The organism is Streptomyces pactum, assembly GCF_016031615.1.
Lineage (GTDB): Bacteria > Actinomycetota > Actinomycetes > Streptomycetales > Streptomycetaceae > Streptomyces > Streptomyces pactus.
On sequence record NZ_JACYXC010000001.1, the window covers coordinates 4,427,567 to 4,442,725 of the forward strand.

12 protein-coding genes and 1 pseudogene are annotated in these 15,159 nt (G+C 72.0%); 4 read left to right on the forward strand and 9 right to left on the reverse strand.

Annotated elements, in window-relative coordinates:
• Positions 1-80 precede the first annotated feature (80 nt).
• Positions 81-2,612, forward strand: coding sequence for an MMPL family transporter (locus IHE55_RS17520; protein WP_307826711.1), 2,532 nt, complete (start codon positions 81-83; stop codon positions 2,610-2,612).
• Positions 2,613-2,729: 117 nt separating this feature from the next.
• Here the strand turns inward: IHE55_RS17520 and IHE55_RS17525 are convergent, their stop codons facing one another.
• From IHE55_RS17525 to IHE55_RS17555, 7 genes are all read right to left on the reverse strand, one after another.
• On the reverse strand, positions 2,730-3,131 hold the full coding sequence (locus tag IHE55_RS17525; RefSeq protein WP_197989878.1) for a hypothetical protein: 402 nt from the start codon (positions 3,129-3,131) through the stop codon (positions 2,730-2,732).
• Between the two features lie 218 nt (positions 3,132-3,349).
• Positions 3,350-3,691 (reverse strand): hypothetical protein, encoded by a 342-nt coding sequence (locus IHE55_RS17530; RefSeq protein WP_197989879.1) that lies wholly within the window; start codon positions 3,689-3,691, stop codon positions 3,350-3,352.
• Between the two features lie 192 nt (positions 3,692-3,883).
• The gene (locus IHE55_RS17535; protein WP_197989880.1) at positions 3,884-4,684 is read right to left on the reverse strand and encodes a hypothetical protein; all 801 of its coding nucleotides are present in this window, start codon (positions 4,682-4,684) and stop codon (positions 3,884-3,886) included.
• 60 nt (positions 4,685-4,744) lie between these two features.
• Positions 4,745-5,026, reverse strand: a complete 282-nt coding sequence (locus IHE55_RS17540; RefSeq protein ID WP_197989881.1) for a hypothetical protein — start codon at positions 5,024-5,026, stop codon at positions 4,745-4,747.
• A 180-nt stretch (positions 5,027-5,206) separates the two neighbouring features.
• Entirely contained in the window at positions 5,207-5,629 is a 423-nt protein-coding gene (locus IHE55_RS17545) for a hypothetical protein (protein WP_197989882.1), read from the reverse strand.
• A 256-nt stretch (positions 5,630-5,885) separates the two neighbouring features.
• Positions 5,886-6,530 carry a class I SAM-dependent DNA methyltransferase gene (locus IHE55_RS17550; RefSeq protein WP_197989883.1) on the reverse strand — a complete coding sequence of 215 codons (645 nt, stop codon included), beginning with the start codon at positions 6,528-6,530 and terminating at the stop codon, positions 5,886-5,888.
• Between the two features lie 141 nt (positions 6,531-6,671).
• The gene (locus tag IHE55_RS17555) at positions 6,672-7,391 is read right to left on the reverse strand and encodes an N-acyl homoserine lactonase family protein (RefSeq protein WP_197989884.1); all 720 of its coding nucleotides are present in this window, start codon (positions 7,389-7,391) and stop codon (positions 6,672-6,674) included.
• Between the two features lie 255 nt (positions 7,392-7,646).
• Here IHE55_RS17555 and IHE55_RS17560 point away from each other — a divergent pair, with 255 nt between their 5' ends.
• Positions 7,647-8,864: a hypothetical protein gene (locus tag IHE55_RS17560; protein ID WP_197989885.1), complete on the forward strand. Its 1,218-nt coding sequence runs from the start codon at positions 7,647-7,649 to the stop codon at positions 8,862-8,864.
• A gap of 594 nt (positions 8,865-9,458) precedes the next feature.
• On the opposite strand, the pseudogene IHE55_RS31405 reads toward IHE55_RS17560, so the two are convergent.
• Positions 9,459-9,797, reverse strand: a pseudogene (locus IHE55_RS31405) (MerR family transcriptional regulator); the annotation flags it as partial.
• Between the two features lie 97 nt (positions 9,798-9,894).
• On the opposite strand from IHE55_RS31405, the gene IHE55_RS17570 reads away from it, so the two are divergent.
• Positions 9,895-10,854: an NAD(P)-dependent oxidoreductase gene (locus IHE55_RS17570; protein ID WP_197989887.1), complete on the forward strand. Its 960-nt coding sequence runs from the start codon at positions 9,895-9,897 to the stop codon at positions 10,852-10,854.
• A 478-nt stretch (positions 10,855-11,332) separates the two neighbouring features.
• Here the strand turns inward: IHE55_RS17570 and IHE55_RS17575 are convergent, their stop codons facing one another.
• Positions 11,333-13,585 carry a hypothetical protein gene (locus IHE55_RS17575; RefSeq protein WP_197989888.1) on the reverse strand — a complete coding sequence of 751 codons (2,253 nt, stop codon included), beginning with the start codon at positions 13,583-13,585 and terminating at the stop codon, positions 11,333-11,335.
• A 494-nt stretch (positions 13,586-14,079) separates the two neighbouring features.
• Here IHE55_RS17575 and IHE55_RS17580 point away from each other — a divergent pair, with 494 nt between their 5' ends.
• On the forward strand, positions 14,080-15,108 hold the full coding sequence (locus IHE55_RS17580; protein WP_197989889.1) for an aminoglycoside phosphotransferase family protein: 1,029 nt from the start codon (positions 14,080-14,082) through the stop codon (positions 15,106-15,108).
• Positions 15,109-15,159 lie beyond the last annotated feature (51 nt).

Consider the following 15,159-nt stretch of genomic DNA (forward strand, 5'->3'; position numbering starts at 1 on the left):
CATAAACATTGATCGGGTGGCCGGCCCGGATTCCTTTTGCACGTCATGACGTCCTCGGGACGTCGTTGGAGGTGGCACCCGTGTTGACCGGGATCGCCGAGCTGGCCCTGCGGAGGGCCAAGCTCCTGCTCACACTCACCGCCGTGGCCGTCGTCGTCATGGCCGCGGTGGGCTTCGGGGCGTTCGGGAAGCTGAAGGGCGGCGGGTTCGACGACCCGGACGCCCCGTCCAGTCGCGCCCAGTCCGTCATCGACGAGAAGTTCGGCGGCGAGACCGACCTGGTTTTCCTCGTCCGGGCCACCGGGGACGGCGCGGACCTGAACACCCCGGCCGTGGCCGAGCGCGGTCGCGACCTGACCGCCGCGCTCCGCGCCGACCCCGCCGTCGAGCGGGTCGTCTCCTACTGGGACGCGGCGAAGAACCCCGCGCTGACCTCGAAGGACGGGTCCAAGGCCCTCGTCCTCGCCCAGCTCAGGGGCGGCGCGGAGGAGGCCGAGGAGGAGACCGGGGCGCTGATCGACCGGCACTCCGGCAGCCGCGAGGGGGTGAGCGTGCAGGCCGGCGGCGGGGCCGCGGTCGGTCACGAGGTCTCCGGCCAGGTCGGCAAGGACCTGGCGGTGGCCGAGTCCATCGCCATACCCCTCACCCTCGTCCTGCTGGTCTTCGCCTTCGGCAGCGTCGTCGCGGCGCTGCTGCCGCTGGTCATCGGACTGATCGCGATCCTCGGCACGTTCGCCGAACTCTTCGTGCTCGGCTCGTTCACCGACGTCTCCGTCTTCTCCATCAACCTCGCCACCGCACTCGGCCTCGGACTCGGCATCGACTACGCCTTGCTGCTGGTCAGCCGCTTCCGCGAGCAACTGGCCGACGGTGCCGAGGTGCCGGAGGCGCTGCGGCGCACGGTGCGGACGGCCGGGCGCACCATCGTCTTCTCGGCGTCCACCGTGGTCGCCGCACTGGCCGCGCTGCTGATCTTCCCGCCGTACTTCCTGCGCTCCTTCGCCTACGCGGGCATCGGCGTGGTGGTCGTGGCGGCGCTCAGCGCGCTCTTCGTCATCCCGCCGCTGCTGGCCGTCCTCGGGCACCGCGTGAACAAGGGCAAGCTGCCGTGGGCCGCCGCCGTCCGGCGCGCCGACGCACCGCTGTGGGGCAGGCTCGCCGGGGCGGTGATGCGGCGGCCCGCGCGCATCGCCCTCCCGGTCCTCGGGGTGCTGCTGATCGCCGCCGGCCCGCTGCTCGGCGTCACCTTCGGCACCCCCGACGAACGGGTCCTGCCCACCGGCGCGGAGAGCCGCCAGGTGGCCACCCAGCTCGACCGGGACTTCGCCCAGGACGACAACGGCGCCGTCCAGATCGTCACCACCGACGGCGTCGCCGCAGCCCCGCTGCGCGCCTACGCCGGGGAGATCTCCCGGCTGGACGGGGTGGCCCGGGTGGACAGCAGCGCCGGCAGCTACCGGGACGGCGCCACCGTCTCGCCCGCCACCGACCCCGCCTCCCTCGCCCGGCCCGACGCCCAGCGCCTGGTCGTCGTCGGTGAGCACCCCGCCAAGTCCGGCCCCGCGCAGGAACTCGTCCACGACATCCGCGACGTGACCCCGCCGCGCGGGACCGAGGTGCTGGTCGGCGGCGACGACGCGGCCCTGGCGGACTCCAAGCACTCCATCGGCGTGCGGCTGCCGATCGCCGCCGGGATCGTCGTCCTCTCCACCTTCGTGCTGCTCTTCCTCTTCACCGGCAGTGTCATCCAGCCGCTGCGGGCGCTGCTGCTCAACGCGATCAGCCTCGCGGCGTCGGTCGGTGCGATGGTGTGGATCTTCCAGGACGGGCACCTCGCCGACTTCTTCGGCTTCACCCCGCAGCCGCTGGACACCTCGATGACGGTGCTGCTGTTCTGCGTGGTCTTCGGCCTCTCCATGGACTACGAGGTGTTCGTCACCAGCCGCATGAAGGAGCTGAAGGACGCCGGCGCGGACGACACGACGGTCGTCACCCAGGGCCTGGCGCGCACCGGCCGCATCGTCACCATCGCCGCCGGGCTGCTCTCCGTCAGCTTCTTCGCCTTCGCGACCAGCGACATCAGCTTCCTGATGATGTTCGGTCTGGGCAGCGGGCTGGCGGTGGTCATCGACGCGGTGCTGGTCCGCGGCATCCTCGTCCCCGCCGCGATGCGCGTCCTCGGCCGCCACGCCTGGTACGCCCCGCCCGCCCTCCGCCGCCTCCACACCCGCGTCGGCCTCACGGAAGGCGCGCCGGGGGCCGGCCGGGCCGGTGCGGGAGGAGCGGGTCCCCACGGGGGTGTGACCCTGCCCCCACCCCCCGCTGCCGGGGCGCCCCCCGCGCCCCCGGCACCGGGGTGTGCGGGGTCCTCCGTGGGGCTTCGGGTTTCGGGGTCAGCGGGCGGGGGCCCGTTCGCGGGGCCTTGCGGTCCGGGGCTTGCGGTCCGGGCCTGCGTGCGGGGGCCGACCGCAGCCGTCCGGCGAAGGCCTACGTGCGACGTTCGCGGCACTATCGCTTCCGGGGCCGGCGGTACCACTCTTGGCGTACGTCCCTCAGGTGCTCCTCGATCACTGTTCCTCTCGGGTCATGAGGCAGAGAAGCCAGCCTGGTGATGAGGGAATCGATGGCACTCAGCCGGTCTGTGTCGCTGTCCTGCATCAACTCGATGCTGGAGTGAGTGAACAGCATGGCTGCCCGTATGAGGACCAGTCGGAGCATCCCGGTTCTCTTTATGGGAAGGGGATGTCGTTCGGAGGGTCTTGCCGGAGGCGGCGCCCCGGATTCGCGGCGAGCCAAAGAAGAGTCTTGTCAAAGGAAGCGAACGAGTCGTAGTTGGTGTCGATGATTCCGTCCAATCCCGGCAGCAAATATTCAAGGAGGTCGCGCAGGCACTCCATGCTCGCATACTCGATGAGCACGGATCGGAAGCCTCCAAGCCGCAACCGCACAGTCGCTAGCTCTTCATCGTCGTAATCGGCGAGGACATCGGTCTCTGACGCACCGAAAACGCAGTCACCTTGGGAGTAGTAGCGGAAGTGCTCTCCTGGCTCCAGCTCGGTGTAGCGGCTCATGCGCTGCCGGAACACCCCGTGTTGGTCCGCTCGGATGAAGAGGACGAGGGTATCCCTCATGGTGCAATCAACTCCATCAGTGTGACGATGGCGTGGAAACGGGCGTCCACCTCGGGTTGGGAGAGCTCGGTCCGGGAGAGATCCGGCTCAGACCACCGGGAAAAGGACGGCTCCGACCGGGAGGGGCCACCCCCGTGAGGGAGAGGGCGGGCTTCGGCTGCGAGGGACTGGGTTCGGCCTTGGACAGGGTCACGGTCCCGTGGCGGTCTCGGCTCAGCTCATTCCCAGCAGCCGCCGCACTTCGGCAATAGCATCCGAAGTCTCGTGGATTGTGTATCCGGTCCGTGTCCGGTGGTCAGCTCGATTCCGGAAACAAGCTTCTCCCATTGATGAGTGGTAAGTTCCACCTCCACTGAGGACAGCTGCCGCCTGCCCGACAACTGTCGACGGACCATACGCAACTCGCGCAGGACGTCGAGGAGATCTTGTCGCGGGTATACCGTGGAGTTTTCTGAGTTCGGATCTGCGGGGAGTTGCGGGAACTCTTTCGCCGACTGAAAAAGTGTGGCGAAATCCTCCTTCGTCATACTGATGCGGCGACGTTGTGGCGCTTCGCTCATCCCGATTCCAGTTCTTCGAAATGTTCTGCCCTCTGTGGGGGTAAATGCATCGCCGTCGTGAGGACTTCCTGGGTCTTCAATGACTACGGCAGCGGGGTGCGCGGGGCCCTTCGCGGGGCCTGCGGTCCGGAGCATGCGTGCGGGGGCCGACCGCAGCAGTCCGGCGAAGGCCTACGTGCGGCGTTCGCCGCACTATCGCTTCCTGGGCTGGCGGTACCACTCTTGGCGTACGTCCCTCAGGTGCTCCTCGATCACTGTTCCTCTCGGGTCATGAGGCAGAGAAGCCAGCCTGGCGATGAGGGAATCGATGGCACTCAGCAGGTCTGTGTCGCCCTCCTGCATCAACTCGATGTTGGAGTAAGTGAAGAGACGTAGATATGTCTCCAGGGCCGCGGTGACACCCGCCGGGGCTGGGCCCGCGGGTGGGTGCTCCCACTCCGTAACCAGATGGTCGGCCGGTCGATGGAGCATCCATCCGGAGTAGATCCCACCGGTGAAGACCAGGTCCATTCGCTCGGCGATGCGGACACGGTCGACATCCTTGGATTCGGCCAGAATCTCACCGTATGCGCACACAAGGTGCTCAGCCCCTGGAGTCAGAAACCTGATGGCGGTGGGCGGTACGTCGAAGTTGGCCCGCATGGTGCAGGCGATGCCGCCGGGCACGAGGTCAGCCTCAAGCCATGCCTCGGGAAGAGTCCAGCGAACGGGAGCCGGCTCCTCGGGCACCTTGAGAATGATGCCTTTCAGTCTTCCGTCTTCCTTGGCGAAACGGAACTCGTCATCGCCGGACCACAGCCAATCGAAGCTGCCGAACGTTTCGGAGAGCAGGACTTCCTGGCTGGGCTGGTCGGTGTGGGGCGAGACGGTGACAAAGGCGCCGGCCGGCGAGTAGCGAGGCGGGAAGGGAAGAGGTCCGTCGGTCACCCGCACCGTGGCCTCGCTCGACAGCTTGAGTGTGAGTGGCTTCCGACGCGGAGGGCTGCTCTTCATCGCTTTCTTGTCTCCGGTGGCAAGGCACCGGAGTCCCGGCGCGGTGCGCTATGGGGCGTATCAGTCACTGTCGTGAACGGGCCGAGTCATGGATCTGCCCAGCCCGACCGCGTCATCCCGATAGAAACCCGTCCAGGTGTGGAAGGCCTCTTCCGTGGGAAACCCAACCACTGCATTGTTGAGGCTCGCGTAGACGGCGTGGAGTTCCCGGTGGTTGAGAGTGCACGATACCCAGGCGAACCGTTCCGCCGGCGTCACCTTGGCCTTTAGGAGTTCCAGCTCATTCGCCGGCATTCCTGTGTGAATCTCTGTCATGTCGCGACTGATGAGCGCGAATGCCATGCATTCACGGATTAGCTCGGCCTGGAGGAATGTGAGCCGGAATGAAGTGGCGCACTCGGTCCGTGACTCAATGCGAACGCGTGTCCTCACGGTGCCGATCGTTCCCTTCTGAGTGCGAACGAGCAGGTCGGCCGGGTCGTCTCGCCGAACATGGAAGCGTGCGGCCGGTGTGCCGGCGGCTCAGGGGAGTGCCGGGCGAACTGCCGTCCATTTCGCGGCGATGCCAGCGGTATCCAGGGTTGATGCATAAGGGAGAATGTATTCCAGTACCTTCAGCAGGTTTTTGATCCTTCGCAGTTCACGCACGCGGGCCACGTCGTGCTGCCGCCAGTTTTCGGCGGCCTTCAGAGTGGCTTCCGGTTGTGTGCCGAGCGTCCCCATGATCTCCTCGAATAGCGCACAGGGGTCGCGCAGAGGATGGTGTGCGGATGGTCCGAACTGGGCGATCAGGTAGGCGACAACGAATCCTCGCTCCGTGCATCTGAGCTTGGCGTCACCGGCGTCGTCCCTGTACTTCTCATCGATGGCCCGTGCCGCAATGGCGGCCCACTGGAGGCGTGCTGGTTGACTGAGTTTGGAGTTCTGGTACCTGCTGACCGCCATGTCTCTGATGGATTCCCACCACGAACGACGCAAGGGTGTGCCAGAGCCGCGGAGTCGTTCGATGAGGGTGGACAACTCGGATGCTGACAGTGAGCGGATGTCTCGCCGATCCGGGCACTGTGGCCGGCTCGAACCGGGAGAACCTGATCCTCGCATCTCGAAACGCCTCCCTGTCACCTGCTCCTTAGATCCCATATTGCCGACATTCGCCGGTGGGGTATCGCGGTAACCCCCGGTACGCGCGCCTGGACCCGGGTCACCCCCTCGCGCGCATCAGCAGGTGGCCGCGGCGGAAGCGTTCGTCCTCGCGGGGCTCGCGCAGCATCCGGCCGATCTCGGTGAAGCCGGCCTCGCCGGCCAGCCGCGCCAGTTCGTCGATCGGCCAGCGGTACGCAGGGGTGACCTTGTGGTCGAAGACGGTGACCGGCTCGCCCTCGGCCTCGAAGAAGGCGAGCAGCAGGTGGCCGTCACCGGCGAGGACCCGGCGGAACTCGGCCAGGTACGCGGGCACGTCGGAGGGCGGGGTGTGGATGAGCGAGTACCAGGACACCACCCCGCGCAGGTGGCCGTCGGGCAGGTCGAGCGCGTCCATGGAACCGACCTCGAACCGGATGTCCGGGTACGACCCGCGGGCCAGGCCGATCATCACCGGCGAGAGGTCCACCCCGAAGACGTCCAGCCCGAGACCCCGCAGGTGAGCAGTGGTCTGCCCGGGGCCGCACCCCAGCTCGGCGACGGGGCCGGGCCCGGAGTCCCGCACGTGCTCGGCGAACGCGGCGAGGACCGCGCGGTCCAGCGGAAAGCCGTCCAGCGCGTCGCGGGCGAAGTCGGCGTAGACGGTGGCGATCGCGTCATAGGCGTCGGCGGTGGTGCGGAGGTGGGAGGAAGAAGGATCGGTCACGAGCGAGGACCCTAGTACCGGTGGCGGACCGCCGTGCGGATTATCGGGCGACCGGTTTGCGACGCGGCTCCGGCCGGGCGCTGGGGTTCCGCCGGGGCGGGCCCCGGTGGGTGGGCGATCGGGCCCGCCGGGGCGGGTGGGTCATCCGGCGGCCGGACCGGTCGGTTCCCAGACCGAGGCGTCGTGGGCGAACAGTACGCGGCGGGGGTCGAACGCGGCGAGCCGGTCCAGCCACGGCCGGTACGCGGGCAGCGGCGGTTCGACGCCTTCGCCGGCGGCGCGCCGGGCGAGCAGGGCGTAGCCGTACTCGGCGGCGGTGTCGTGGGCCTGCCCGGCGAGGACCAGCGCGATGCCGTCGTCCCGCCGTACGACCAGGGACTGGTGGCCGTCGGTGTGGCCAGGGGTGGGCACCACCCGTATGCCGGGCCACAGTTCGGCCTCCCCGGAGACCTCCTCGTACCGCACACCGGGGAAGTCGATCAGCTCCTCGAAGGTGTGGCCGCCGCCCCGTGCCGCCGCGAGTTCCGCCGTCTGCGCCACGATCGGCGTGCCGGGGAAGAGCGGGTTGCCGCCGCAGTGGTCGAAGTGGAGGTGGCAGTTGACGACGAGGTCGATGTCCGCCGGCGTGACACCGGCCGCCGCGAGGGCCTCCGGCAGCGGACGGCGGCACGGCCGGTAGTGCGCCTCCGTCTCCGGGTCGGCGGCACCGATCCCGGTGTCGAAGAGCAGCAACCCGTCCGGGTGGCGCACCAGGTAGGCGAGAACGGCCTCCACCCGGGGTTCGGGACCGCCGGTCTCCACGGCGGGACGGATGAAGTAACCCAGGTCGATCCGGCGAACGGCAACGGCGTGATGTCCCATGAGGCCACCGTGGCAGAGGCGGCCGGGAGCAGGACGGCCCATCTGCTGACAGCCGATCGCCGGTTCACCCGGAATTGGGGTGGAAGACACGCGAAAGACGTGTTCGGGCGGTGATCATGCCGATCACGGCCAATCGGTACAACCGTGACGTCGGGTGGCGTGTCTTGCGGGTGACGGCAGGCAGGTGGCGGTGGCCGTACCCGGTGGCGGTTCGAGCCCCGGAATGCCACCGCACGAGGGGGAGGACTCAGGGACATGAGGGCTCGATCCATCAGACTCGCGGTGGTGGCGGTGATCGCCGCGACCTCGGCGCTGGCCGCCCCGGCGGCGGGTGCGGCGGACGCGGTGAGCGGTGCGGGCCGGCCGGGCTCCGGGGCGCACACCGGTCAGGGGACAGGGACACGCCCCGGCCCGGGGCAGGGCTCCGGGACGCAGGCCGGTCAGGGACCCGCCGGAGACCAGCGGTGGGAGATCGCGCGGGCCGGCGGACTGTCGCCCTCCGCGCACCTCGGCTCGGTCACCTCGGCCGGGCCGCGCGCGGCGTGGGCGGTGGGCCACGAGAGCCTGGACGCCGTGCCGACCGGCGTCGTCCTGCGCTGGGACGGCGAGGAGTGGAGCCGGGTACGGGACGCCGGGCTGCCGGACGTGCGGTACTGGCAGACGGTGAGCGCCGCGTCGCCGCGCGACGTGTGGATCTACGGCTGGGGCGAGAACGGCGAGGTCACCGCGCACTTCGACGGACACTCCTGGCGCCGCGTGGACCTCCCGGAGCTGCCGGGCGGCGCGAACTACGGCTACGCGGAGATGGCGTCGGAGCACGGCCGCACCTGGCTGGCCGGCGGCCGGCGGATCAACACCTACGAGCGGGGTGCCTGGCGGACCACCGAACTCCCCGCCGGCCAGGACCTCGTGGAGATCGACGCACGCTCGGCACACGACGCGTGGGCGGTCGGGGCCAGCTACCCGGGCGGCCTGGAGTCCCGTCCGCTGGCGCTGCGCTGGAACGGCAAGCGGTGGCGGGAGGTCCGGCTGCCGGACATCCCGGTGCGGCTGTCCGACGTGTACGTGGAGTCGGCGCGCAGCGTCTGGGTGACGGGAGTCTTCAGCCCGGCCGGCGAGGAGGGGCTGCGGCCCACGGTGCTGCACTGGAACGGCAAGCGCTGGCGGGACGTGACCGGGCCGGTCTCCGGCATCGCCCCGGAGGCGCTGAGCGGTGACGGCCGGGGCCGGGTCTGGCTCAGCGGCGACCCGGACGGCTGGGAGGGCCCGCCGGTCATGTGGCGCCACGAGCGCGGCCGGTGGACCCGGGTGGAAGGCGCGACCGTCCCGGACGGCGAGACCCAGAGCTACACCGTCCACGACCTGGCACCGATCGGGCGCACCGGCCGGCACTGGGCGGTGGGCGACTACGAATGGCTCGACGGGAAGGGCAACTCGTTCCCGTACGAGATCATCCAGCGCTCGCGGTGGTGAGCGTCCGGGGCCGCGCCCTTCCGGCGGGGTGAGTCGCCCCTCGGCCGAGCGGTCCCGGAAGGGCCGTCTGCGGGGCGATCCGTTGCGGGGCGATCCGTGCCGCGGGGGCCTGTGGAGGGTCGTCCTCGGTCGCTCTGTCCCGGGCGGGAGGGATGGTGACAGATTTCCGGTCGCGCGGTGCCGGAGGGGTGGCCGGCCGCAGGCGTGGCCGGGGGCGGGAAGGCGTCGGTGGGGGGGCGGGGCGCCCGGGGAGTGGCGCGCGGGGGGTCGGTAGGGCGCGGCGGGTCCGGGAGGTGCGGCCGGTCGGGGGTGGGTGTCCCGGGCCCGGCGGCGTGCCGTGTGCGGTGGTGCCCCGGGCGCGGCGGTGCGCCGGCGCCGGCGCGATGTTCAGGTGCCGACGGTTGCGGTGGCGCCGTGCCCACGGCGGTCCGGCACCGCGCACCAGGTCGGGGACGGGGCGGAAGCGGCGTCGTCGGAGCCGGTGGACGGCGGTGCACCGGACCCGTCCTCGCCGGCGCCGGTGCCCGCGCCGGGTCCGTTCCCGATGGTGCCGGCACCGTTCCCGCCGGCGGCCGGCGGTGCCGGCACGGGGGTCGCGATGATGGTGTCCAGTGCGTCCCGGGCGGCCAGCAGCGACGCCATGGCCTCGTCGATGCGCTCGCGCTCCTGGTGCAGGTCGGGGAGGAGGCCGTGGCAGCCGGGCGCCAGGTTCTCGCCGTCGTCCACCATGCAGGGCAGCAGCCGGGCGATGGTGGCGGTGCCCAGCCCCGCCCCCAGCAGGGTCCGGATGCCCCGGACGGTGGCCACGTCCTCCTCGCGGTACTCGCGGTACCCGCTGGGCCGCCGCTGCGGCATCAGCAGGCCCTGCTCCTCGTAGTAGCGCAGCAGCCGGATGCTGACCCCGGTCCGCCGGGAGAGTTCACCGATACGCATACGACCTGACCGCCAGTCCCCACTCAGCCGCACCCATCCACCATGCGTGCGGGCCGACTTGACTCTCACACCGATGTGAGACCCCAGCCTATGCGACATGACGCATTCGACGCATGAACAGCATGAGCAGGCAGCGGTGATCGGACAGCGGGCAGCGGAGGACCGCACCCCGGTCACGGTGATCGGACTCGGGCCGATGGGGGCGGCGCTCGCCGAGGCCTACCTGAATCAGGGCCACCCCACGACGGTGTGGAACCGCACCCCGGGGAAGGCGGACGAACTGGTGGCACGGGGCGCCCGCCGGGCGGACAGCGTCACCGGGGCGGTGACCGCGAGCCCGCTGATCGTGGTCTGCCTGAAGGACTACCCGGCGATGTACGGGGTGCTGGAGCAGGCCGCGGACGGGGCCCTGGCCGGCCGGACCCTGGTCAACCACAGCTCCGGAACCCCGGAGCAGGCACGCGAGGCGGTCGGCTGGGCCACCGGGCGGGGAGCCGAGTACCTCGACGGGGCGATCATGGTGCCGGTGACGGCGGTCGGGCACCCCGACGCCAAGATCCTCTACAGCGGGCCGCGGGCGGTCTTCGACACCCACCGCACGGCGCTGGCCGCGATGGGCGGGACCACCTATCTGGGTGCCGAACCGGAGTTGGCGGTGCTGTACAACACCGCGCTGCTGGGGCTGATGTACGCGACCCTCAACGGGTTCCTGCACTCCGCCGCCCTGGTCGGCACCGCCGGGGTGAAGGCGGCGACGTTCGCCGAGCTGGCGGTGGACTGGTTCCTGCCCTCGGTGGTGAACCCCATCATCGTGGCCGGGGTGCCGGACGTCGACCGGGGCCGGTACCCCGGCGACCTGGGAAACATGGAGATGAACCTGACCGCGATCGACCATGTGCTGCACACCAGTGCCCAGCAGGGGATCGACACCGACCACCCGGCGCTGCTGAAGGCGCTCGCCGAACGAGCGGTGGCCGCCGGCCGCGGGGGTGAGAACTACATGGCGATGGCGGAGGTGTTCCGCGGGCGGCGGACCGGGGGTGCGGGCGGCGGCTGAGCCGCCGGGGGGGGGGCGGGCCGGGGCAGCCGTAGCCGGACCGTACCCGGGAGCCGGGAGCCGGGAGCCGGGAGCCGGGAGCCGGGAGACGGGGGCCCGTGCTGCCCGGTCCGGTGCTGCCGGCCGTGTGCTCCCCCGGCCCGTGCTCCCGGGCCGGGGCCCGCCGGTCCCGTGCTCCCCGGCCCGTGCTCCCCGGGCCTTCTCAGGCGTGGCCCGGGCCGGTGACCCAGGGTCGCCCGGGTCACCCATTCACCCAGGGTCACGCGTCCGTCTCCGGCGTACCGGCACCGGGCCCGCGGCCGGAATGCCGACCGCGGACACCCCGGCGCGCCGCCACCCCGCCCCTGGCACCGGCGCCCCCCGCCCCCGGTGCGGCGCGCCCCCCGCCCCCGGCGCACCGCCGCCTCCGGCACCGGCGCCCGCCTCCGGCGCACCGGCCGCCCGCATGCGGCGGCCGGTGCGCGGGGATCCGGCCGGGTCAGCCGGTGTGCACCGTGACCACGCCGGAGGCGACCACCGGGCGGGTGCGGTCGGTGGGCTGGGCGGTGAGGGTCCAGCGGTACGTTCCCGGCTTCGCCTTCACACCGTTGAGCGTGCCGTCCCAGGAGACCGCGATCCGCCCGCGGGCCGTTCCGCCGGTGAAGGTGCGGAGCACGGTGCTCTCGCCGGTGCGGGACAGGGTCAGCTTCCAGTGGGAGACGGGCCTGGAGGTGTGCCAGGCGCCCTTCCAGCCGGTGTTCGCCGAGGTGTTCAGCTTCGCCGGGGCGTTGGTGGCGATGACGGCGAGCGGGGAGGTGGTGACCCGCGGCCACACCACCACCGCGTCCCCGTTCCCGTCGAGGTGGGCGACCGGGCCGCCGAACCGGTCCACCGCCCAGTGGCGCCCGCGCCGGTCCTGCGGGGCGTGCGGGACGAAGGGCAGCGCGGCGAGTTCCCGGGTGCCGGTCCGGTCGTCCGGGACCGCGCCGGGGAAGTACGTGATCAGCAGCTTCCGGGCGGCGTCGTCCTGGCTGACCAGGTAGCCGTCGGCCAGCTGCGCGTACCCCCGCGGGACGTCCAGCGCCCGCCTGGTGGTCCGGTCGTACACCCCGGCCTCCCGGCCCGGACCGCAGGACCAGTAGACCCAGCGGCCCACCACCTGGAGCTCCCGCGGGACGCAGGGGGCGCCGGTGGAGAGCGAGCCGGACGGGGAGAACGACGGCAGCGACACCGCGTTCACCGTGCCCGGCGTGGTGCCCGGCGTCCACAGCGTGCTGCCCCACAGGGCCGCCGCCTGTGCGCCGGTGGTCCGCAGGACCGTGTCGCCGTTCCGCACCTCCTGCCGCGTCGGGTGCTGCCGCACCACCGTGTACGGCCCGGAGGCCGCCATCACCTCGGGTACGTCGTGCCGCTGGTGCGCCACCGTGCCCTCGCCGGTGCCGGTGAGCCGCAGGCAGGAGCCGTAGCAGGTCATGTAGTAGCCGCTGGAGCCGGGATCGCCGGAGTCGTCCCCGGGCACCCAGTAGCCCAGGTCCCCCCGGTCCGCCGGGGCGGTGGCGGTGAGCTTGCCGTCGGGGTCCAGGGTGAGGTCGGAGCCGAACAGCCGGGTGCCCGGGTACGGCTCGGTGCTCCGGGTGTCCTCGCCCGCGAGCAGCAACCGCCCCTGGTCCACCGCGAAGCCGCCCACCTCCCAGCGGGACAGCGGCGGCAGTTCCACCCGCGGTGCGGTGGCGGGCGCGCCGTCCGCGCCGGGCGTGACGCGGTGCACCGCCCAGTGCGCGGCGTCGCTGCCGCCCTCCACCAGCAGGCTGCCGTCGGCCGCGGTGACGAACACACCACGGGACCGGTCGAGCAGGGTACGGGCGGGACCGCCGGACAGCGGCACCGCGCGGACCTCGTGCCCGTACGCGTCGTCCGGCTTCATGTAGACCAGCCAGTCGCCCACCACGGCCATCTCGGTGTGCCAGTCCGTCACACCGTCGAGCGAGGTGATCCGGGTGCCGGGCCGCTCCGGGTGGTTCCGGTCGATGACGTACGCGTTGGACACGTCGAACTTCTCGTCGATGGCCATGAAGACCACCTTGTCGTCGGTGAGCCGCGGGTACTCCAGCAGGCCGAAACCGTCGCTGGGCACCAGCGTCAGGCGCGCGGAGGCGAAGTCCAGCAGTGCGGTGCGCCAGGCGCCCCCGCCCACCGGCTTCCACCAGAACGCGGCACCCCGGGCGTCCGACGCCGGGGTGTACACGGCCGGACCCATGTCGGCGGGCACCCCGCCCACCGGCCGGTCGACCGGCGCACCGCCGCCGGCCGGGACCTCCCACAGGTGGAGCGTGTTCCCGGTCGCCGACCTGCGCAGGGTGAGCAGGCGGCCGGCCGCGAACACCTCGGTGACGGTGTCGCCCGCCGGCAGGTCGAAGCGCACGGTACGGCCGCTCGCGTAGTGGCGGACGCGGTAGCTGTTGCCCTCGATGTGCTCCAGCCCGTGGCCGCCGTTGAACGCGCGGGCCTCCGGCAGGTTCTCCACCTGCCGGCCGTCGTCCCCTATCCAGGTGAGCGTTCCGCTCGGGTGGCGGGCCTCGCGCGCCGAGAGGTACCCCGAACCGTCCGCCGCCACGATCCCCGCGTCCCGCGGCAGCGCCATCCGTTCGCCCGGGACGGTGACCGTGGGCATCGGCGGCGGGGTGCCGGTGCCGTCCGCCGCCACGGCGGAGGGGGCGCCGGTCCCCAGCAGCCCGGCGCCGAGAGCGAGCACCGCCGCCACGGCGGTGGCCAGCCGCCGCGCCCGTGTCCGCGTCCTGCCCGGACGTACGGCCGGTGCCCCGGGCCACCGTGAGGCGGCCGCCGTCCCCGATGCCCTTGGGGTCCCTGATGCCTCTGCGGTCCCTGGGGCCTCCGAAATCCTCTGTGTCCCTCGTGTTCTTGGTGCTCCGGGTGTTGCCGGTGTTGCCGGCGTCCCCGGTGTTGCTGGTGCCATCGGAAGCCCCCTCGCTTCGCCCCCAAACCCTGCCCTTCCAGTCCGTGAGACCGGCGAGCCGAGGGGCGGGTTGTGGAAAATCGGGCCCGCGAAGCGGGATGAATCACTCCGCCACCGATCGCACCCCGAGGGTTGGCCGGGGTGACTCCTTCCGTTCACCTCGCGGGGGTTGGGGCGGGTCCGGGCGAGTGGGTGACGGCGCAGGGGTGGCGAATGCGGGCGCGCGGCGCGCGGGGCGTACGGGTGTCCGACGGGCGTGCGAGCATGGGGAGATGGGGACACCACCGCCCTTCGGGGAGAGGCTGAGAGCGGAGCTGGGATCGCCCGACCGGGTGCACGAGTTGGAGAGCAGCCCGCGGTCGCGGGTGTGGCGGGCCGAGCTGTCCGGCACACCCGTTGTGATCAAGCAGCTCATCGACGCCCCGGAGGCGGACGACCGGTACACCCGTGAGGTGGCTGCGCTGCGGCTGGCGTCCCGGGTCGAACCGCCCGTGGTGCCGAGGATCCTCGGTACCGATCCGGAGGAACGCGTGGTGGTGCTGGAGTACGTGGACCACCGGCCGCCCGGCGAGGAGTGGGTGGTGGAGTACGCCGGGGCGCTGGCCCGGCTCCACGCGGCCACCGGACCGGAGGACGCCGGCGCCCTCCCCGCCTGGTCGGGCCCGGTCCAGGGCGACATCGACTCCTTCCTCACGCTCGCCCGGACGCTCGGCGTCGAGGTGCCGGCCGGGGTCCGGGCCGAGCTGGACGACCTGGTCGGCCGGGTGTCCGGTACCCCGGGCCACGCCCTGCTGCACGGCGACCCCTGCCCCGGCAACGACCTGCACACCGCTGCCGGCGTTCGGTTCATCGACTTCGAGCAGTCGGCGCTGGGCGACGGACGGGTGGAACTCGCCTACCTCCGGATCGGTTTCCCGACCTGCTGGTGCTCCACCGCCCCGCCGAGGGCCCTGCTGGACGCGGCGGAGGCCGCCTACCGCACGGCCTGGCGTGACGCGACGGGCACCGAGGTCCCCGACGACCTCACCGACGCCTGCGCCGCCTGGCTGCTGCGGGGCGACGCCCTGGTCCAGCGGGCCGAGCGGGGCACCCTCGACCACCTGGCCGAGCTGCCGGGCCGGGACTGGTCCTGGGGCACCGCGACCGCCCGGCAGCGGCTGCTGCACCGTCTCGGCGTCGTCAGCCGGATGGCCGCCGACAGCGACCGGCTGCCCGGTCTGGGACGACTCGCCGAAGCCGTCGCGGGGGCCGTGAGCGCCCGGTGGCCGGCGCTGCTGCCGCTGCCCGCGCGCCGACCGTGACTCCTCCCGTGTCCGGCCCTTGTCGGGCGTGAACTCCCGCGCCGGGCGTGA